We start from the raw sequence: 20,786 nt of genomic DNA, 5'->3' as shown, positions 1-20,786 counted from the left end.
GGCCCTAGGAGGCGTCGGGGTGACGCAGGGCTTCTGTGGGCGCGTCCTGCTGCACTTCGATCCCGTAGAGGGCTTCGAGGGCGTCGATGTAGTCGTCGGCCCTGCCCGCCTTGGCAAGTTCCCTGGCCCGCACGGTGGGGGTGTGCAGGAGGGACTTGACCATGCGGCGCATGGCCAGTTCTAGTTGTTCGGTTGCGGCGGTACACCCATATTGATTATGCACTTTTGCTAGCTCTGTATCGAGAACGCTCATGGTGTGTTCTCTCAGGGCGACAATGGCGGCGTCCACGCTGCGGGCTTTTTCCTTGGTGGTGAACTCAGCGGCGGCCTGGTCGACGATGGCCCGGGCCGTGTGGACCGACTCGATGGTCTCTTCGGGGGCGGCGAGGCGGACCGTTTCAAGGGTGATGAGGTCTACCTGGGGGAGGTCGGCGACCTCGGGGGCGAAGTCGCGGGTGAGGGCGAGGTCGAGGATGACCCGTTTACCGGCGGGGATTTCGACCGGCAGCATGGGGGTTGAGCCTCCGGAGCAGCCGATGATGATGTCGGCGGCCTCCATCTGCTGGTGCAGTTGGCCGTGGGGGACGGCCGATACCCCGCGTTTGGCGGCAAAGGTTTCGGCCCGGTTGGAGCGGGAGTAAATCCAGATGTCCTGGGTGCCCCGGGCGTGCAGGGCAGCTACGGTAGCCCCGGCGTAGGCGCCGGTCCCGAAGACCAGGACGCGGCGGCTCTCCCAGGTCTTGTCGGCGGTGTCGTCGGCTAGGTCGAGGGCCACAGAGACAACGGACCGGCCCCGGGCGCCGAGCATGGTGGATTGGCCGACCTTGCGGGCGGTCTGGGCCCCGTGTTCAAAGAGGCGGACGAGGTTGCCGGTTGCCCGCCCCTGTTCCTGGGCCTCAATGAGGGCGCGACGGACCTGGCCGGTGATTTCCCGTTCGCCCACAACGGCTGATTCCAGGCCGGAGGCCACGGTAAAGAGGTGGTGGGCGGCGTCCTTATTAATATGCAGGTCAAAGCTGTTTTCGACGATGTCGTAGCTGAGCCCGGACCTGGCTGTCAGCAGGTCAAAGATCCGGTCGGTGGTTTTGGTGATGGCGGCCTGGGCATGCTGGTCTGTCTCGCCGGGGTAGGTGGGGAGCTCGCCGTAGAGCTCAAGCCGGTTGCAGGTAGACAGAATAACCTCGCCGGTCAGTCCGAGGTGGGCGAGGTCCTGATGGATTTTTTCAAGTCCCTCACTGAGTCGGGCGACGGTGGTGAGATCGACAGACTTGTGGGAGGCTACCAGGCTAAATATTGTCACAACGCATCTATCATAGACAGGCGGGGGCGGGGGCAATGCTGACAGGTTGTCACTAAGGAGGGGTTTGCCCCGGCTTTCTAGGGCGAACGAGTCCGCCTGAGACCCCGTCGTCCTCCCGTAATCTTTGCGGACGGCAGGTGGCAGCAGTCGCAGAACACCCCGGCAGGGCAGGGCCCCGGCGTCTATCATCAGCCGGTCAAACGACAACCTGTCTCTAAAGTAGGTCTAGAAACTTGGCACAATGGTGTATATGACTCAAACTCCCGCCCTGCGCCAGCGCCCCCTGCTCACCGACGAGCACCTGGCCCACCTGCCGTCCACCCACCCCCTCAAGACTGCCAACACCGGTGAGTCAGCCATGATCCGCACCCTGACCGGGCGCGAGGCCGAGCACGCCCCGGTCTGGTTCATGCGCCAGGCAGGCCGCTCCCTACTCGAATACCGCCAGGTGCGCGAGGGAATCCCCATGCTGGAATCCTGCCTTACCCCCGAACTGGCCGCTGAAATCACAGTCCAGCCGGTCCGCCGACACAAGGTAGACGCCGGTATCTTCTTCTCCGATATCGTCATCCCCATGAAGCTCGCAGGCGTAGGCGTCGAAATCGTACCCGGACGCGGCCCCGTCCTGGACCAGCCCGTCCGCACCCTCGACGATATTAAGAACCTGCCCGAACTCGAAGACTCAGCCCTCGACCCCATCCGGGAAGCCGTGGCCCTGACCGTCGAGAAACTGGGCTCCACCCCCCTGATCGGTTTTGCCGGAGCCCCCTTTACCGTGGCCGCCTACATGGTAGAAGGCGGCCCCTCCCGTGACCACCTGCGGCCGCGCACCATGATGCATGCCGACCCCGAAGCCTGGGAAGCCCTCGGCACCTGGGCCGCCCGCACCTCAGCCCAGTTCCTGGCTGCCCAGATCGAAGCCGGTGCCTCAGCCGTCCAGCTCTTTGACTCCTGGGCCGGATCCCTGGGCGAAGCCGACTACCGCCGCTTCGTCATGCCCCACTCCGCAGCCACCCTCGCCGCCGTCGAACACTACGGGGTGCCCCGCATCCACTTCGGCACCGGCACCGCCGAACTCCTGCCCGCCATGCTTGAGGCTGGGGCAGACGTCATCGGCGTCGACTACCGCCTACCCCTCTCCGAAGCCCAGCGCCGCCTGGGTGGGGGAGTCGTCCTGCAGGGCAACATTGACCCGGCCCTGCTAGCCTCAGGCTGGGAGGCACTTGCAGCCCACACCGACGCGGTGCTTGAAGAAGGACGCACCGCCCCGGCTCATGTGGTCAACCTCGGCCACGGGGTACCCCCGACCACCGACCCCACCGTCCTCACCCAGCTGGTTGACTACATCCACACCCAAACCCGAAAAGGCTAGGAAAGAGCACCATGGCACCGAGCACCGCCCCAGCCCCTGACCCCACCCACCGCACCGCCCTCGTCATCGGCGGAGGCATCTCCGGGCTACTCTCCGCACGAGAACTCGCCCAAGCCGGCATCAAGGTCACCCTTCTAGAACGAGAAAACCACCTGGGCGGTGCCGTCGGGGCCCATCAGCTGGCCGGAGTCGTCCTCGACTCCGGCGCTGAATCATTCGCCACCCGCACCACCGCCGTCCGCACCCTGCTCGAAGAACTCGGCCTCGGCAACAAAATAGTGCAACCGGCAGGACACGGCTCCTGGCTCTACCTGCCTGAAGGCCCCTTCCCCTCACCCTCCACCGGAACCCTCGGAATCCCCGGCAATCTGAACGACCCCATCCTCAAAAAAATCCTCGGCAAGGCAGGCTACCGACGCGCCAAACTCGACACCGTCCTCCCCCGATCAGCCGGTTCCCACGCCAAAACCCTCGGGGAACTCGTGCGGATCCGCATGGGGCAACAGGTCCTCGACAGGCTCGTAACCCCGGTCGTCTCCGGCGTCCACTCAGTCCACCCCGACAAACTCGACATCGCAGCAATTGCCCCCGGCCTCATCACCGGACTCCAAGAACTCGGCTCCCTCTCAGCAGCAGCCTCCCGTCTCCGCGCCGCCGCCCCCGCCGGGTCCCTCGTCGCAGGAATCAAAGGAGGCATGAACCAGCTCTCCGAAGCTTTAGTAGACGACCTGCTCCGCCACCGCGTCCGGATCGTCACCGGCTTCGACACCATTGCCGTTGACCGGGACCCCCTCGGCGGCTGGACCGCCATCCAACGCCAACCCCAGTACGGAGAAAAATCAGCTATCAGCCGGGCTGACCTCCTCGTCGTTGCCACAGACGCCCAAACAACCATCAGACTCCTCGGGCCCCACCTGCCCTCCTCCGCCCTTCCGGCCGTCACGCCGGGACCCGAAGTCGCCCTCGTCACCCTCGTCATCGACCAGCCAGCCCTCAACCACGCCCCGCGCGGAACCGGCCTGCTCGTCAGCGAACTCGCCACCAACGTCCGCGCCAAGGCCCTCACCCACGCCACCGCCAAATGGCAATGGATCGCCGAAGAAGTGGGGGAAGGACGCCACATCGTGAGGCTCTCCTACGGGCGCGGCAAGGAGCACGACACCTCCCCCCTGTCAGACTTAGCCCTCCACGACGACCAGCTGGTCACCCTAGCCCTCCACGACGCAAGCCAGCTGATGGGGGTTACCATCAGCAAGAGTCACCTGGTTGCCGCCGACGTCGTCCGATGGCAAGGGGCCCTGCCCTCAACCAGCCCCGGCCACAAGCAGCGGGTTGAAGCCTTCCGTCTCGCCCTAGAAGAACTGCCCGGGGCAACAGCCGTCGGCGCCTGGATCGCCGGAACCGGCCTGGCCGCCGTTACCGCCGACACCCTCTCCCACATCAAAAACTTCACTCACGGAACAGGGCACCCCACCGAGCCCGTCGCCTAAGCTACCCACACACCACCAGGAAGAGAAAGGTCTACTCCCATGTCCCACCACGGTTCATCCAGCCACGGATCCTACAGCCACGGTTCATCCCACGGCGGCCGTCCGCCCATGCCCACCGCCAAGGACGCGGCCGGCAAAATTCAGGGCCAGCGCCCCGGTGAAGTAGCCGAAGGCGACAGCCAGTTCCACTACGCCCTCTACACCGTCTTTGCCCGCGAAGGCGCAGCCGACCCCGCAGCCACCAGCGCCGAAGCCACCGCTGAACTCGAAGCCCTGGTCGCTGAGCTCGAAGCCAAGGGCGTGATGACCCGCGGCTTCTACGACGTCTCAGCCATGCGCAACGACGCCGATGTCATGATCTGGGTTCACGGCGCTGTGCCCGAAGACCTGCAGGCAGCAATCCGCAGCTTCCGCCGCACCACCGCCTTCTCAGGCACCAAGATTGTCTGGTCCACCATGGGCGTACACCGTGACGCCGAATTCTCAGCCGGCCACACCCCCACCTTCGCCAAGGGTATCGCCCCCGAACGCTGGGTCTGCGTCTACCCCTTCGTCCGCTCCTACGACTGGTACACCATCAACCCCGAAAAGCGCCGCGAGGTCATGAAAAACCACGGGCTCAAGGGCATCGACTTCCCCGAGGTGCTGCCCAACACCATCGCCACCTTCGGCCTCAACGACTACGAATGGCTCATCGCCCTCGAAGCCCCCGAACTGGTACTTCTCGTAGACCTCATGCGCTCCTTCCGCAACACCGAAGCCCGCCACTACGTGCGCGAAGAAGTCCCCTTCTACACCGGCCGCCGCATTGAGGCCGCCGAAGTTGCCCAGGTGATCGCATAATGACTACCCAGCTCCCTGCCGACATCATCCCCAACCAGACCGACCCGGCCAACACCGCCTCCAACGGCCCGGCCGTGCTCGATGAGACCACCATCGGCACCTACACCAGTGAGCGCACCCTCACCCGCCCCCGCGCGTCCGCCCCGCAGGACTACGACCTGGTGATTCTGTCCTCCTTCGGCGGCCCCGAGGGGCAGGACGACGTCATCCCCTTCCTGCGCAACGTCACCGCTGGCCGCGGAATCCCCGACGAACGCCTGGAAGAAGTCGCCACCCACTACCGGGCCAACGGCGGTGTCTCACCCATCAACGAGCAGAACCGTGCCCTGCTGGCCGCCCTGCGCCAGGCCCTAGCCGACAAGGGCCCGGACATCGACATCACCTGGGCTAACCGCAACTGGGAACCCTACGTCAACGACGTGGTCCAGAAGGCCTACGACGAGGGCAAACGCAAGATTCTTGTGCTGGCCACCAGCGCCTACCCCGGCTACTCCTCCTGCCGCCAGTACCGCGAAGACTACGGAATCGCCCTCGAAAAGCTGGGCCTAGACGGCAAACTGCAGATCGACAAGGTCCGCCAGTTCTGGGACACCCCCGGCTTCATCCAGCCCTTTATCGACGGCCTGGTCGAGGGGCTCGCGGACGTCCGTGCCCAGCTTGCTGCCGCCCAGCAGGCTGCCGCGGGTAACGGAAAAATCCGCATCATGTTCTGCACCCACTCCGTACCCACCAGCGCCGCTAACGAGGCCGGGCCCCGCGGCGTCGACTACGAAGGCGGCTCCGCCTACGTTGAGAAACACCTGGAAGCTGCCCGTGCCGTCCTCGCCGGAGTACAGGCCGTTGATCCCGCCCTCCTCGATAATGTCGACTGGGAGCTGGTCTACCAGTCCCGCTCCGGCCCGCCCTCCATGCCCTGGCTCGAACCCGACGTCAACGACGCCCTCGAAGCCCTCGACGGGAAAGTCGACGGCATCGTGCTCGTACCCCTCGGCTTCGTCTCAGACCACATGGAAGTCAAGTGGGACCTCGACACCGAAGCCCTCGCCACCTGCGAAAACCTCGGCTTCGCCGCCGTGCGAACCCCCACCCCTGGCACCCACCCCGCCTACGTCGAGGGCCTGCGCCAGCTCATTGCCGAACGAGTCGCCTCCACCGCCCCCGCTCAGGACGCCGACGGCGTAGAGGCAGCCCGCGTCTCCGTCTGCGGCGGAAACGGCTGGTTCGACGCCTGCAACCCCGACTGCTGCAAGTCCCAGCGCCCCGGCTCAGAGAAGCCGGTGATTGCTGATTACAAGGGGTAGTTCGCTGGACTGGTAGGCGGCAGGGGCAAGCCGGTGCGGTGCGTAAGCGTGCGCCGCGCCGACAACCGCTCTCGCTCCTCGCCTGGGGGCTCGTCACGATTCACCGCCAGCCCCGATCCACGTCGGCTTCCGGCGCACGCTATCGCACCTCCGGCAGTCCAGTTGGGTGCGGGGTCACAGGGATAGGTTTTCCTGCCCCCCGCGAAGTGCAGGACGGTAGGGCTCAGGGCGTCTGCCGAAAGCGAGCGTGGATTGGGCCTGGCAATGAATCGCCCCAGCGTCTGGAGCTACAATGCGAGCTTGCGAGCAAGCTCCAGAGGCGGGGCGAGAATGGTTGCGAGCGTGGCAGACGCCCTGGGGCCCGCTCCCAAGACCAAACTCGAAAACTTTACTTTGGCAACAATGCACGAAAGGACGCTCCTTGGTAGCTCACACTTATACGGTAGGTACGCGCGGGTCGGCGCTGGCGACGACCCAGACCGGCTGGGCTGTCCAGCGGTTGCGGGAGGAGACTGGCCTTGAGCTGGAGGTTGTCACCGTCAAAACTGAGGGCGACGTGCTCACCGGCCCCCTGTCTCAGCTAGGTGGTACCGGTGTTTTTGCTGCGACCCTGCGTTCCCGTCTGCTTGATGGGGGAGTGGATGTGGCCGTCCATTCCCTGAAGGACCTGCCCAGTGCGCCCTGCCCGGGGCTGACCGTCGCCGCCACCCCGTTGAGGGAGGATCCCCGTGACGCCCTGTGCGCCCGGGACGGCTTGACCCTCGACACCCTGCCTGCTGGCGCCCGGGTGGGGACGGGGTCGCCGCGTCGGGCCGCCCAGTTGCTGGCTATCCGTCCTGACCTGACCATTGTTGATATCCGCGGTAATGTGGGCACCCGCCTGGCCCGCGTGGCTGGCAATGAGCACTACGGGGTGGGTGCGCACGGCCTGCACGGTGAGAAGAAGCTTGGCGCTATCACCGGTGACTGCGATGCGGTTGTGCTGGCTGCTGCCGGTCTGCACCGCCTGGGCCTTGCTGAGACCATCACCGAGTACCTGGGGGTTGACAGGGTTGTTCCTGCCCCGGGGCAGGGGGCTTTGGCCATTGAGATTCGTAGCGAGGATGTTGCTGAGGGTTCTGAGTTGGGGCAGGCTGTCGCTGCTGTCAACCACACCGAGACCCAGTTGGCTGTGACCGCTGAGCGTTCCCTGCTGCGCCGCCTGGAAGCAGGTTGCGCTGCCCCCATTGGGGCTTACGCCTATCTTGAGGCTGGCCAGCTCATTCTTACGGTGGCTGTGGCCAACCCCGACGGCACCGACCTGCTGCGCCACACCGTCCAGACCCCAACCCTTTCAGCGGAGGCAGCAGGGGCCCTGGGCGTTCAGGCAGCAGAAGACCTCCTTGAGATGGGCGCCGCTGCCCTGGCCGGACTGACAGGAGACGCCTAAACCCATGACTACCTATATGATGACCCGCACCCCGGCTAAGGCGGCTGGGTTTACCCGGGCTATCGCTGAGCAGGACGCCGCCGCGCAGGTACTCTATGCCCCTATCTTGGACGCGGTAGGCAGCCAGCCGGAGGACTGGGAAGAAGTTGCCTTCGCCCTGATCCGCGGGGAGTTCTCCTGGGTCACCTTCACCTCGGTCAACGGGGTGCTGGGCCTCGACGCCCTAGCTCAGGGGCTAGGCCAAAGCCTGGCAGAGCTTTTGGGAGCAGCCCAGATTGCAGCGGTTGGCCAGGCCACCGAAGCGGCCCTGACCGACCGGGGCCTGATGGTGGACTTCGTGCCCGAAACCCAGTCAGCAGCCGGCATGGTCGATGAATGGCTCATAGACGAAGAATGGGATAACCCCATGGACGAAACCGTGCTTGCCGTCCAGGGCACCACCGCCTCACCGGCTCTCGAAGAGGGGCTGACCGACTACGGCTACACCGTAGCCACCCTACAGGTTTACGACATGGTGCCCTACCCGGCTGAACACCCCCTTTGCAGCCAACTGCCTGTGGGAGCGTCCGAACCGGATAACACCGCCCTGACCCTGGAAGCAGCCGTCACCGCGCTTGCCGAAACCGACGTCCTGGTTGCAACCTCACCCCTGCTCCTGCGCACCCTAGCTGAGGCCGCCGGTAGCCCCCTGCCGCCCACCGTCGCTATCGGTGCCAGTACCGAGGCGGCTGCCCGCGACCTACCTGAGCACCTGCGTCCTGCGCACCTTACCGTATCTGCTAGCCCGGCTCCGGCTGACCTGGCCAAAGCAGCCCGCCTCCTTTCAGAGAAGAAATAGGAAACCACCATGTCAGATCTTTTTTCCCCCTCAGCCTTGCCGGTCCGCCCCCGCCGCTTGCGTACCACAGCAGCCCTGCGGGCCCTGACCGCCGAAACCGCCCTGACCCCGGCTAACCTGGTGCAGGTGCTCTTCGTGCGCGACGGCATTGAGGAGCCCGTTGCCATCGAATCCATGCCTGGCCAGTACCAGCACACCCTGGAGACTGTCATCGGTGAAGTCCAGAAGGCAGTGGATGCCGGTGTGCGCTGCATCGACCTCTTCGGCGTGCCCCGCGATGAGGATAAGGACGCAGTCGGCTCAGCTGCCTGGGCTGAGGACGGCATTCTCAACCGGGCTATCCGCGCTGTGTGCCAGCACTTCGGCGACTCGGTGGTCGTCATGGCAGATACCTGCCTGGACGAATTCACCGACCACGGCCACTGCGGCCCGCTGACCCAGGACGCCTTTGGCACCACCGTCGTTGATAACGACGCCGCCGTGGAGGCCTACTGCAAGATGGCAGTCTCCCAGGCCCGCGCCGGTGCCCACGTGGTCAGCCCCTCCGGCATGATGGACGGCCAAATCGCCGCCATGCGCACCGCCCTTGACGAGGCCGGTTTCACCGATGTCTCTATCTTGGCCTACTCCGCCAAGTACGCCTCAGCCTTCTTCGGCCCCTTCCGCGACGCGGTGGGCTCAACCTTCACCGGCGACCGCAAGACCTACCAACAGGATCCCGCCAACCGCCGCGAATCCCTCTACGAGGTTCAGCTCGATATTGAGCAGGGCGCCGACATGGTCATGGTCAAGCCCGCCACCGCCTACCTGGACATCGTGCGGGAGGTCGCCGACTTCTCACCCGTCCCCGTGGCCGCCTACCATGTCTCCGGCGAATACGCCATGATTGAAGCCGCTGCCGCCGCTGGCTGGATCGACCGCAAGGCTGTTGCCCTCGAAGCCCTCATGGGTATCCGCCGGGCCGGGGCCTCCATCATCCTGACCTACTACGCCACCGAAGCTGCCACCTGGCTGGCAGACGCCTAATCCCGGCAGCCGCAGACTAGACTGAGTACTAGACGTACCTGCCCCGAAAACCACAGAAAGGTTACCTGTGACCGTCTCTGAAGACCTCTTTGCCCGCTCCACCCGTGTCATCCCCGGCGGCGTCAATTCCCCCGTCCGCGCCTTCAACTCCGTCGGTGGCACCCCCGCCTTCATGGTGGAAGCCTCCGGCCCCTACCTGACCGACGCCGACGGCCACAACTACGTCGACCTGGTCTGCTCCTGGGGCCCCGCCCTGCTCGGCCACAAGCACACCGGCGTCATCGAAGCCGTGCACGCAGCCGTTGAACACGGCCTCTCCTTCGGCGCCTCAACCGCCGCCGAAACCGAGCTGGCTGAACTCGTCGTTGACCGCATCAACGCCGTCGCCCCCGGAACCATCGACCAGATCCGCATGGTCTCCACCGGCACCGAAGCAACCATGACCGCCATCCGTCTGGCCCGCGGCTACACCGGCCGCGACAAGATCATTAAGTTTGCCGGTTGCTACCACGGCCACGTCGACGCCCTGCTCTCAGAAGCCGGCTCCGGCGTCGCCACCCTAGCCCTGCCCGGCTCGGCAGGCGTCACCGCCGCTACCGCCGCCGAAACTATCGTCCTGCCCTACAACGATCAGGACGCCGTCCGCGCAGCTTTTGCCGCCAACCCCGGCGACATTGCCGCCATCATCACCGAAGCAGCCCCCTGCAACATGGGCGTTGTCACCCCGGCTGAGGGCTTCAACGCCTTCCTGCGCGAGATCACCCGTGAACAGGGTGCCCTCATGATTTTCGACGAGGTACTGACCGGATTCCGTGTCTCCTCCGCAGGCTACTGGGGTTACACCTCACCCGCTGAGGGCAACTGGGCCCCCGATATCTTCACCTTCGGCAAGGTTATCGGCGGCGGTATGCCCATGGCTGCCCTGGGCGGCAAGCGCGAAATCATGGAATACCTGGCTCCGCTGGGCCCCGTCTACCAGGCAGGTACCCTCTCAGGTAACCCCATCGCCATGGCTGCTGGTCTTGCAACCCTCAAGGCTGCAGATGCTGCTGTCTATGAGACGATTGATGCCCGCTCAGCCCAGCTGCAGGCCGCCCTGGTCGAAGCCTTCAACACCGCCGGGGTCAACCACTCCATCCAGACCGCAGGCAACCTCTTCTCCGTTGCCTTTGGTACCGCCGAGCAGGGTGTGCGTAACTACGAAGACATCAAGGCATCAGAAACCTACCGCTACAACGCCTTCTTCCACTCCATGCTGAACTCCGGTGTTTACCTGCCGCCCAGCGCCTTTGAGGCCTGGTTCCTTTCAGCAGCCCACGATGATGCCGCCATGGACCGCATCATCTCGGCCCTGCCCGACGCCGCCCGAGCAGCGGCAGAGGCGACAGCCTAGGTTTCTATACTCAACGGGCGCGGCGCACTGGCCGGTAGCCAACTGGCTGGGTCTGGCATGAATCGCTAGTGATGAGCACCGAGATTCCGAGCGCGCGAGGAAACAAATCTCGGTGCGAATCTGGCGAGCTTGGGAGCCAGTTAGCGAGCCAGCGAGAAGGTTAGTTGGCGAAGGTCAGTGCGCCGCGCCCATAATTGTGCCTTCTTCACCTACTTCTGCGTGTACGTTTCCTTATCTCATGTGCCCCTGCGGCAGGGACGCCAGGTTCTGTGTATCGCGGTCGTAGAGCCAGTTCTTGTCCATGAGCAGGCGGGAGAGGGCCAGGCCCATGCCCAGGGCCGCAAAGATGAGCAGGACCTGCACGAAGCTGGCTAGGGCCTCGCTAATATTGCCGTTGGAGAAGTGGGCCATGGACATATAGAACATGACGCCCGGAACCATGGTGACGGTCGCCGGTACGGCCAGGGAGACACGGGAAACTCTCCGGGCGTGCAGAGGAGCGACGATTTCTGAGAGTACCCCAGCGGTAAAGACGGCCAGGGCAATAGCCAGGTGGGGTGCCCATCCGGCTTCAACCAGCCAGATACGCCCCGGGTTCACGATTGCGGCAATTACCCCCGCCCAGGCGCAGGAGAGGGGAGTGGCCGAGAAAAGCATGGCGAAGCCGAAGGCGGCGGTGAAGGAAGCCAGCATTTGGAGGATCAAGAGCAGCCAGAAATTTAGGTGCGGGGGAGGAGCCAGCTCCAGGGGCAGGCTAAAGACCAAGGAAATCAGCCAGACCGAAAAGGAGGCACTACCCAGGAGCAGGGCAACGTAGGTGAGGCGGGAAATGCCGGAGGAAAAATCCATGCGGGCTATTTCTAGCATGCCGGTGACCAGGGGGAACCCAGGGACCAGGTAAAGGACTGAGGAAATAAAGCCCACCAGGTGGTTATCGGCGACGAGGCCGGGGGCGATAAGCGCCGACATGACCCCCACATAGATCCCGGCTGAGAGCAGGCCGCAGAGCATCCACACAGCCATGTGGTTGAGCCCCCGGTGGGCGAGGGTGGAGCGTAGCAGCTGCCCGGCAAAGGCTGCCACCAGAACCACAGCGCACTCAAGGGCTCCGCCCCGGTTGAGGAAGGCGAAGGCTGCACATGCTAGGGCGGCAGCAAGAGCCAGGAGCCAGGGGGCGTAGAGGGGCTTTTCTTTCTCAATGCGGGTGAGCGTTGCGTCGGCTACCGCCGGGTCGATACGCTCGGGCAGGGACGAGACAAAGTCGCTGAGCAGGTCGATTTTGTAGGCGGAGATACCCTTGACACGGGTTTCTGCGATTTCGGTGCGGAAGTTGCCGCCGGAATAGGCGGTGGTGGAGAGTTCGGTGAAGTGGACCTGGGCGTGGTGTTCTTCAAGTCCTACGGCTTTGGCCAGGCGGGACATGGAGGTTTTGACGCGGTAGGCGCTGGCCCCAGATTTCATGAGGAGCAGGCCTAACTTGAGGACGACTGCTGACTGGTCAACCAGCTCCTGGTGCTGGGCTCTAGTTGACCCAAGATAGATACTGTTGGTTACCGGGTGGGGTGAGGGGGACTGGCTCACGGGAGCTCCTGGTCAAAGAGGGTGTTTTCCTCTTTCTAATCTAGTAGCTTCCACACCTGAAAGGACGGAGCAGGCCAGGGTGACGGTGCCTACGGCCACCGCCTGCCCACACGTCCGTCCTGCCCGTGAGCCTGCCCTGCTGGCCCGGACGGGGGCGGGCTAGTCGGTGCGCACCGGCCAGGCTCCGCTGACGTCCGCCTGCTTGCCAATGCGGTTGAAATAGTCCTGCAGCTCGGCTGCCTGCTCAGCAGCCCAGGTAATCTGCTGCTCGTGCAGGGCTGTAGCAGGCTGTTCGATCTCTTCGTATTCAAAGCTCATAGCCGTCAGTAGGCGCTCAGCAGCCAGGGCGTCGTCCTTCGATGTGTGGGCGTTTTCCAGCTCAACGCTGTACTCATGTGCCAGAACCTCCAGGGTGCGCTTGCCCTTCTTGAACTTATGCACATGCTTATTGATGACCAGGGGGTCAAGCACCGGGTAGCAGGTCAGAGGCGGGTAGCCGTAGCGGGCCAGCTCATAGTGCATGACCGAAAAATCATAGGCCGCATTAAAAGCGATGACCGGCACCCCATCTGCAAAGAGGCCCCCCAGGGCCATCGCCACCTCATAGGCCACCTGGGCCGCAGGCTTACCGTGCTCCCGGGCATACTCGGTGGTAATCCCATGAACAGCTGCAGCCTGCTCCGGAATCTCAATCCCAGGATCAGCCAGCCATTCCCCGGCCCGCAGGACCTCGCCGTCCGGAGAAACCAAGACCAAAGAAGCCGTGACGATACGGGCAGTCTTCGGGTCAATACCCGTTGTTTCAAGGTCAAAGGTGGCGCGGGGCAGCTCGGTCCAAGGAATCTGAGAAGTCATACTCCCGATAGTAGCCGCTAGGAGCATCCACCAAAAATATTTGGCGGCTAAAGCTCCCAGCTTCTTAAAATGTCAGCCACCTATGATGAAATACAGGTACATGCACCACCTTAGGCAGGGAACCAGCACAGGTTACCTGCAGAGCACTACTGGGGGAAAGACCATGAACACCACACCGGCAGAACACACCGCAACCCTTTACCTGGGAGCACCCGGCACAGGGAAAACCCAACGACTCCTAGACAAGGCCGTTGGCTTCGTAGAAGACGGTGGCGCCCCTGACCGCCTGCTGGTCCTGACCCCCACCCGAGTCTCAGCAACCAGGTTCCGTGAGGCTTTCTCCACCAGCATCACCTCCACCGTGTCAACAGCCCCCGTCAAGGCCTGGCAAGCCTACGCCTACGACGTCTTGCGGCGGGCACAAATGGAAGGCTACCTCCCAGGAGTTGAGCACACCCCCAAGCTCCTGAGCGGTCCAGAACAGGACGTCCTCATCAAGGAACTACTAGAGGGTCATCGGCAGGGGTACGGCACCGCCCTCATCTGGCCTCACGACTTACAAGAGGCAATCGAAACCCGCGGATTTCGCCATGAAGTCCGTGACTTCTTTGACCGCATGGCCGAGTACGACCTGTCAGCAGACCAGGTGGCCGAACTTGGCCAGGCATACGGCCGCCACGAATGGGTAAGCCTCGCCAAGCTATACCGGGAATACCGCCAGATTCGGGCCCTCCGAGCCCCCCACGCCTATGATCCGGCCGCCCTCATCCACGAAGCTGCCAAAGTCCTCAAAGCCAACCCAGACTTCCTCACCGAAGAAAGGGGCCGCTACAGTTTAATCCTGGTCGACGACGTCCAAGAACTGACCCCCTCCATCTACCAGCTCCTGGGGATACTCGTTGGGCCAACAACCACAACCAGAACGGGCACCACCGCCCCAACCAGTGTTTGCCTCACCTGCTGCACAGATACTGTCGTACAAGGGTTCCGCGGCGCAACTCCCCAACTGGCTGGAACCCTACCTGACCTCTTCGACGGGAACCTGACAACAGTCCACCTGGACACCAGCTGGCGAATGGCCCCCGACATAGCCGCCCGCTGGGCCGAAACAGCCAGCAGGTTACCTCTCGTCCCCGGCGCCATCCACACCCGCACCCTCACCCAACCGCAAACTGAACCCCTGGAAGAAGCCCTCCTCCCGGTGGGGGACGACGGCGCCCTCCTCAACCCCGAAAAAGCTAGGGACAATCGTCCAGCAGTTGAAAGCCACACCGTCGAAACCCCCCAACTCGAAAACCAACTACTGGCCCAACTAATCCTCGAAGACCACCTCTACCGGGGAAAAGCATACTCACGCAGCGCCATCATCGTCCGCAATAGCACCCAGGTCAACCGTCTCAAACGAGCCCTGATCAACCTCGGCCTGCCCGTCAAAACAGCAGCCTCCCTGACCCCCGTCCGCGACGAGCCAGCAGTCCGCCCCTTCCTCGACGCCCTGGGCCTCATCCTTCATACCCGAACCATCCGAGCCCAGGAGGAAGACCCCGCCAACCCCGACTCCACCACGGAACAACCAGCCCCCAGCACGACCCCTGAAACCCCCACTCCCGCCCCCCAGAACCCTGATAACCAGGAGGCACCACCCCCCAGCCCCTACGTCGAAAAAGCCGGAGCAGCATGGGGCCTAGGCGTCGATACAGCCATCGCCCTGCTCACCTCCCGCCTGGGAGGAGCCACAACCATGGAAATCCGCCGCCTCCGCCAGCGCCTCCGCGCCAACGAACTCCGCGCTGGAGGAACAAGAGACAGCGACTCCCTCCTCGTAGAAGCCCTCATGAACCCCCACCAGCTTCCCACCCAAGGCGCCGGGCAAGCAGCCCGCCGCCTGGCAGCCGTCCTAACAGCCGGTGAAAAAGCCCTCAACGAGCCTGGCGCAACCGCCGAAACAGTCCTCTGGGCCCTCTGGGAAGCCTCCGGGCTCGCCCCCATCTGGCGCAAGCAATACCTCACCGGGGGAACCGGCGCAGACCGGGCTGGCCGAGACATCGACGCCATGATCGGCCTCTTCGAAGCCGCCGCCCGCTACACCGACCAAATGCCCGGTGCTACCGCAGAGCAATTCCTAGCCTATATCGACTCCCAAGACCTCCCCATGGACACCCTGGCAGAACGCACCAGCTACCGGGACGCCCTAGAAATCCTCACCCCGGCGCTCGCAGCAGGCCGCCAATGGGATACCGTCTACGTCGCAGGAATCCAAGACGGAACATGGCCAAACACCACCGTCCGAGGTTCCCTCCTCGGCACCCTAGACCTGGTCGATGCCGTCACCGGACGCTCCACCCCGGGCGGGACAGACCACCGGGGCCAGGCCCTCCTGGACCGACTCAAGGCAAACCGCTTCGACGAAATTCGTATGTTCTCCACAGCAGTCTCCCGCGCCAGCGAGCGGGTCATCTGCACAGCAGTCTCCTCAGTAGACGAGGCCCCCAGCGAACTGCTAGATATCTTTGCCCCACCCCAGGGAGGGGAACGCACCAACACCACCGTGCGTAGACCCATGACCCTTCGCTCCCTCATCGCAGAACTACGCCAGTGGGCAGAAGCCCAACATCTCTCCCCAGCCAAGGCTGATGCCGCAGCTAGGCTCCTGCACCGCCTTGCCGACCCAGAAGCAACTTCAGGGGTGCCCCTACCTGGCGCCCATCCCTCGTCCTGGTGGGGCATGCTGTCCCTTTCGTCAACTGACCCAGCCTTCAACGGCGATGGGCCAGTGCCAGTTTCCCCATCCCAGATCGAGAAAATACATAGATCCCCCCTGGACTGGTTCGTTTCAGCCGCCCGGGCCGAAGCCGCCACCGATGCCTCCCGAAGCCTCGGAACCCTCATTCACTCCATTTGCGAAGACTACCCAGAGGCAGACGGAATCACCCTGCGTAACGAGCTACGCCGCCGCCTGCCAGAACTGGGCCTACCCCCAACATGGGAAAGCCAAAAGGTTATTGAGCGGGCCGAGACCATGGTGATGAAATTTGCTGAATACGTGAGAGAACTACCGGCAAAGGGACGCCGCCTTGTGGGAGTTGAAGGCAGCTTCAGCGTACTCGTGCCCGGCCCCACCAAGGACGCTATCCTGTCAGGCCGAGTTGACCGTATCGAGGTGGACCAACTGGGCCGGTTCATCATTATTGACATCAAAACTGGTAAGTCTAAACCAACCAAGGCAGACATTCAGCTGCATCCCCAACTCGCTGCCTACCAGGTTGCGCTTGAAGCTGGAGCAGGCGACCAGATGAGTAAGGAAATGCAGGCCCAGGACGGTACAACGCCAGCCCCCCAGGAAAGAACAGTCCTGCCCTTCTACAACCTGCAGGAGCTATCCGGCGGGGCCCTCCTCCTGCAAATCGGCGACACCACAAAGAGCTACTCCGAACAGGTCCAAGAACCCCTCAGCACCGACAGCACCTGGGCTGTAGACCTCATTACCCGAGCCGCTGAACTCATTGCCCATGAATTTGTTCAAGCCCGACATTCAGGCGATGGAAAATTCGGCGTGGGCTGCACCCTCCCCGACATCTGCCCCCTCTGCTCACGAGGCCGATCCATCACCGTCCGCCCCGCCCAGTAACACCAAGGAGAACCAAAGATGACAATCGACCCCACCCTGTTCGGTCTCCCTGCTGACGCTGAACTTATGACCCCCGAGTACATCGCAGATACCCTCGTCCGTCCTCGTCCCACCGAAGAACAATCTGCCATCATCTCCTCCCCCCTCATCCCCCGCCTGGTTGTAGCTGGAGCTGGCTCAGGTAAAACCGCCACCATGGTTGATCGAGTGGTCTGGCTAGTAGCCAACGGGCTGGTCAGAGCAGACCAGGTGCTCGGTGTGACCTTCACCCGGAAGGCCGCCGGTGAACTCCGTGAACGCATGCGCTCCCGCCTCGAAGAACTCCGCCGCCTGGGAATAGTCAAGAAAGCACCCGGTGAAGAACACGACCAGGTGACAAGCGATCCCACCATCCTGACCTACCACTCCTATGCCAACACCCTGGTCAAACAATACGGCCTGCGCATAGGAATTGAAGACGACGCCCAGATGCTGGGTGGAGCCCAAACCTGGCAGCTGGTGGCCCAAATCGTGGAGCACTATGAAGGGAAGCTACCGGAAAAAGAAGTATCAAAATCAACGATTGTCTCTGACGTCATTTCTCTAGCGGGGGAGTGCTCCGAACATTTGATTACTCCTGACCAGGTCATGGCCTGGTGCGACGAAACCCTAGCCCGGGTCAGTAGCTTGCAGAAGCCCACCAGTAAGGGGGCAACCTCCGAACAACGTAGTCTCGTCCAGGGGCTGGAAATGCGGAAATTCTACGCAGAACTGGCTCAGCGGTATATCCGGGTCAAACAACAGATGCAGGTGCTAGATTACGGCGACCTCATCGCCAACGCAGCCCGCATCGCCCGAGACGTACCCCTGGCCGCAACAACCGAAAGGGAACGGTTCAAGGTGGTGCTTCTGGATGAATTCCAGGACACCTCCCACGCCCAGATGCAGCTCTTTTCAGATCTCTTCGGCGGAACCAAGGGGCGGGATCAACACCCCGTCATGGCTGTTGGCGACCCCAAACAATCTATCTACGGTTTCCGGGGAGCTTCAGACGGCCAGCTCTTCAGCTTCTACGACTATTTTCCGGCAGCAGATCCCACAGCAAGCTACCTCACCGTTGCCTGGCGTAACGACACTGCCATCCTTGAAGCGGCTAATAAGTCAGCTGCGCCCCTTGCCATCAAGCCCAGCTGGGTAAGGTCCCACCATCGTATCGAAGTGCCGCCGCTACGCACCCGTCCTAACCCGACCACAGGCCAAGTACTCATGGGGGAGTTCCTGACCGACCAGCAGGAGGCCCAGTACATCGCCTCAGCCATCGAGGCGGAAAGGGCTAAGTTCACCCACCGTCCTCTTGACGAAATGCCAACCATGGCGGTTCTTTGCAAAAAGAGGGCCTACATGAATCCCATCCGGTCGGCCTTCGACGAATTGGGCATTCCATACCAGGTTGTGGGCCTCGGCGGCCTACTCGATACCCCAGAAGTAGTTGATACTGTAGCTGTCCTCAGAGTCCTCAGCGATCCTGGCCGTTCAGACGCTCTCATGCGACTTTTAGCAGGGGCCCGTTGGCGTCTGGGGCTCTCAGATCTGCTGGCCTTTGGTGACTGGGCTGAGTTCCTGAAGAAGCAGCGGGAACTTGAAATCCGGTACGGCATTACAGAGCAAGCAGCCCATCTGAGAGCAGAACAAGAGATCCTGGACGAGCTGGAACAGCCTCAGAAAGCCCAAGACCAGCAAGAACCCACAGCTGATCACCGGGCTGACTACGAGCGGCTGATGAAGGCGGCAGCACCCGATGTCACGGACGGGGCCTCCCTGGTTGAAGCCCTGGAAAATCTTCCTTCACCAGACTGGGTTTCACCTCGAACAGGACGGTCCATCACTGCAGAGGGGCTACACCGTTTAGATGCTCTGTCCAAGGAACTAGCCTACCTCCGGCAATTCACAGCCGATGATCTCACCACCCTCCTCACAGAGATTGAACGCACCCTGTTGCTTGATATCGAGTTAGCCGCCCGTCCCGGCGTCAATGCCTCTACCGCCCGCAGGAACCTTGATGCCCTGCTGGACGTTGCAGCGCAGTACGAAAGCACAGCCCCCCGAATCACCGCCCTCCTCCAGTCAGCAGCCCATGGGCTTGAGCCTGACGACGAGCACTCGGCAGTTACCTTCTCCCTCAGCGCTACCGGGGCTTCAGCTGCTGGAATTACCGGGTTCCTTGCCTGGCTGGATGCTACCGTCCATGAGGAATCCGGCCTTGAGATGGTGACTGAGGCCCCCCGCAAGGATGCCGTTCAGATTTTGACCGTTCACGCTTCTAAGGGGCTGGAATGGGACCACGTTTATATTCCCGGAATGGCAGAAGGCGAATTCCCCGATAACAAGGACGAACGCTGGACCAAGAAGTCAAATAATATGCCCTGGCCCTTGCGTGGTGATGCCCCCTACCTTCCTGCCTGGCGTTCTGATTTTGAGAACCTGGCAGATTTTGGGGAGTTTATGCTCCTGCTGAAGGACGATGCAATTTCCTACCGACGAAATGAAGAGCGCCGCCTAGCGTATGTGGCTTTTACACGAGCCCGAAGCAAGCTCATGATGTCCACTTCTGTGTGGAAGGGGACCGGGGCTAAACCTCGTGGCCTCTCCAGTTTCCTAGAGGAACTGACCTCTGCAGCCTTGCTTGATGTAGTCTCCACGATAGCCCCTGAGGTGATTGGTGACAGCAACCCCCAGGCTGTGGCGATTGCAACTGCCCTGTGGCCGTTTGATCCCTTTGACGGCCCGCAGGTTCTGAGCTGGTCCTCACCAGAAGAACTCAATGAGGTAACCGAAACGCAGATGAAGGAGGCCTCACGTGCGCCTCAGGGGAGAAAAACGGGGCTTACCCCCCGCGAGGTTGTGCAACGGGCTGCCTTGAATGTGACTGCTGGAGGTCTGACAGAGGCTGATTATCAGGCTGCCCTCGCCGCCCTATCGCATCCAGACCTAGAGTCAGCCCCCGAAGTCCAGCAGGTAATTGCGGATTGGGAAGAGGAAACAGAGCTACTGCTCCAGCTCCTGGCCCACCCGTCTGAACACCAAGACTTCGAGCTGCCGACCCACCTGTCAGCCTCCCAGCTTGTCGCCATGGTGGCTTCACCCCAGGACGTCATCGATAATATCCGTCGTCCCATGCCCCAAAGGCCCAGTATCGCCGCCCGTCAGGGTACGGTCTTCCACAGTTGGGTAGAGGACCATTTTGGAACCTTGGGCATGCTGGAACTGGCTGAAGATTACGAGGATGAGGACACCGATGAAGAGCTGAATCTGCCTGGCCTGAAGGCAAACTTCCTGAAGAGCTCCTGGGCCAACCGTGAACCCTGGGCCCTGGAGTACCCGCTTGAAACTCCGATTGGTGGAGTTACCATTCGCGGCCGGGTGGATGCGATTTTTTCCCGCCAGAGCGAGGACGGAACCACCTTTTATGAGCTGGTTGACTGGAAGACCGGTCAGCCTCCCCGCACCGACAAGGAGTTCAAGGACCGTTCCGTTCAGCTGGCCCTGTACCGTATTGGTTTTGCCCGCCTGCTGGGAATACCGGAAGAGCAGGTTGAGGCATGTTTCTTCTACGCCTCAACAGGTGAAACCAAGCAGGTTGACCGGCCGCTAGAGGTGGACCAGCTGGAGAAAAAGCTCAGGCGGGCGGAGAAACTGGGCAAGGCTGCCTCCCGAATCCTTCACCCTTGAGTGGGTAGCTCCCCGTCAGGGG

At 62.7% G+C, this 20,786-nt stretch carries 13 protein-coding genes; 10 read left to right on the top strand and 3 right to left on the bottom strand.

From position 1 onward, the window contains the following. Positions 1-4: 4 nt before the first annotated feature. Positions 5-1,300: a glutamyl-tRNA reductase gene (locus L7A15_RS02035; RefSeq protein WP_237208011.1), complete on the bottom strand. Its 1,296-nt coding sequence runs from the start codon at positions 1,298-1,300 to the stop codon at positions 5-7. A gap of 250 nt (positions 1,301-1,550) precedes the next feature. Between L7A15_RS02035 and hemE the strand changes: the two genes are divergently transcribed. The 8 genes from hemE to hemL all read left to right on the top strand — a co-directional run bounded on the left by hemE (position 1,551) and on the right by hemL (position 10,992). Beyond that, the gene (gene hemE, locus L7A15_RS02030) at positions 1,551-2,672 is read left to right on the top strand and encodes a uroporphyrinogen decarboxylase (protein WP_237208010.1); all 1,122 of its coding nucleotides are present in this window, start codon (positions 1,551-1,553) and stop codon (positions 2,670-2,672) included. An 11-nt stretch (positions 2,673-2,683) separates the two neighbouring features. After that, on the top strand, positions 2,684-4,162 hold the full coding sequence (hemG, locus tag L7A15_RS02025; protein WP_237208009.1) for a protoporphyrinogen oxidase: 1,479 nt from the start codon (positions 2,684-2,686) through the stop codon (positions 4,160-4,162). Between the two features lie 39 nt (positions 4,163-4,201). Next, on the top strand, positions 4,202-5,005 hold the full coding sequence (gene hemQ / locus L7A15_RS02020; protein ID WP_237189924.1) for a hydrogen peroxide-dependent heme synthase: 804 nt from the start codon (positions 4,202-4,204) through the stop codon (positions 5,003-5,005). Beyond that, positions 5,005-6,306, top strand: coding sequence for a ferrochelatase (locus tag L7A15_RS02015; RefSeq protein WP_237208008.1), 1,302 nt, complete (start codon positions 5,005-5,007; stop codon positions 6,304-6,306). The genes hemQ and L7A15_RS02015 overlap by 1 nt, the downstream gene beginning before the upstream one ends. Positions 6,307-6,727: 421 nt before the next feature. Beyond that, positions 6,728-7,735 carry a hydroxymethylbilane synthase gene (hemC, locus tag L7A15_RS02010; protein ID WP_237208007.1) on the top strand — a complete coding sequence of 336 codons (1,008 nt, stop codon included), beginning with the start codon at positions 6,728-6,730 and terminating at the stop codon, positions 7,733-7,735. A gap of 4 nt (positions 7,736-7,739) precedes the next feature. Next, the gene (locus L7A15_RS02005; RefSeq protein WP_237208006.1) at positions 7,740-8,573 is read left to right on the top strand and encodes a uroporphyrinogen-III synthase; all 834 of its coding nucleotides are present in this window, start codon (positions 7,740-7,742) and stop codon (positions 8,571-8,573) included. A gap of 9 nt (positions 8,574-8,582) precedes the next feature. Next, positions 8,583-9,599 (top strand): porphobilinogen synthase, encoded by a 1,017-nt coding sequence (hemB, locus tag L7A15_RS02000; RefSeq protein ID WP_237208005.1) that lies wholly within the window; start codon positions 8,583-8,585, stop codon positions 9,597-9,599. Positions 9,600-9,666: 67 nt separating this feature from the next. Next, entirely contained in the window at positions 9,667-10,992 is a 1,326-nt protein-coding gene (gene hemL, locus L7A15_RS01995; protein ID WP_237208004.1) for a glutamate-1-semialdehyde 2,1-aminomutase, read from the top strand. A 231-nt stretch (positions 10,993-11,223) separates the two neighbouring features. Here hemL and L7A15_RS01990 read toward each other — a convergent pair whose 3' ends face one another. Both L7A15_RS01990 and L7A15_RS01985 read right to left on the bottom strand, forming a co-directional pair. Further along, positions 11,224-12,573 carry a threonine/serine ThrE exporter family protein gene (locus tag L7A15_RS01990; RefSeq protein WP_237208003.1) on the bottom strand — a complete coding sequence of 450 codons (1,350 nt, stop codon included), beginning with the start codon at positions 12,571-12,573 and terminating at the stop codon, positions 11,224-11,226. A gap of 159 nt (positions 12,574-12,732) precedes the next feature. Continuing rightward, entirely contained in the window at positions 12,733-13,428 is a 696-nt protein-coding gene (locus tag L7A15_RS01985) for a 3'-5' exonuclease (protein ID WP_237200351.1), read from the bottom strand. A 163-nt stretch (positions 13,429-13,591) separates the two neighbouring features. On the opposite strand from L7A15_RS01985, the gene L7A15_RS01980 reads away from it, so the two are divergent. Continuing rightward, positions 13,592-17,056, top strand: coding sequence for a UrvD/REP family ATP-dependent DNA helicase (locus L7A15_RS01980; RefSeq protein ID WP_237208001.1), 3,465 nt, complete (start codon positions 13,592-13,594; stop codon positions 17,054-17,056). Between the two features lie 18 nt (positions 17,057-17,074). Beyond that, positions 17,075-20,764, top strand: a complete 3,690-nt coding sequence (locus tag L7A15_RS01975) for an ATP-dependent DNA helicase (protein WP_237208000.1) — start codon at positions 17,075-17,077, stop codon at positions 20,762-20,764. The last annotated feature ends 22 nt before the right edge of the window (positions 20,765-20,786 follow it).

The sequence above is a fragment of the Rothia nasimurium genome (assembly GCF_928391935.1).
GTDB classification, from domain to species: Bacteria; Actinomycetota; Actinomycetes; order Actinomycetales; family Micrococcaceae; genus Rothia; species Rothia nasimurium_D.
This window is presented reverse-complemented; position numbering and strand designations above follow the sequence as displayed.

Coding starts and splice junctions, on each gene's coding strand:
- L7A15_RS02015 (WP_237208008.1), top strand. CDS start 5,005: ATGACTACCCAGCTCCCTGCCGACATCATCCCCAACCAGACCGACCCG.
- hemE (WP_237208010.1), top strand. CDS start 1,551: ATGACTCAAACTCCCGCCCTGCGCCAGCGCCCCCTGCTCACCGACGAG.
- L7A15_RS01985 (WP_237200351.1), bottom strand. CDS start 13,428: ATGACTTCTCAGATTCCTTGGACCGAGCTGCCCCGCGCCACCTTTGAC.
- hemQ (WP_237189924.1), top strand. CDS start 4,202: ATGTCCCACCACGGTTCATCCAGCCACGGATCCTACAGCCACGGTTCA.
- hemG (WP_237208009.1), top strand. CDS start 2,684: ATGGCACCGAGCACCGCCCCAGCCCCTGACCCCACCCACCGCACCGCC.
- hemB (WP_237208005.1), top strand. CDS start 8,583: ATGTCAGATCTTTTTTCCCCCTCAGCCTTGCCGGTCCGCCCCCGCCGC.
- L7A15_RS02005 (WP_237208006.1), top strand. CDS start 7,740: ATGACTACCTATATGATGACCCGCACCCCGGCTAAGGCGGCTGGGTTT.
- L7A15_RS01975 (WP_237208000.1), top strand. CDS start 17,075: ATGACAATCGACCCCACCCTGTTCGGTCTCCCTGCTGACGCTGAACTT.
- L7A15_RS01980 (WP_237208001.1), top strand. CDS start 13,592: ATGAACACCACACCGGCAGAACACACCGCAACCCTTTACCTGGGAGCA.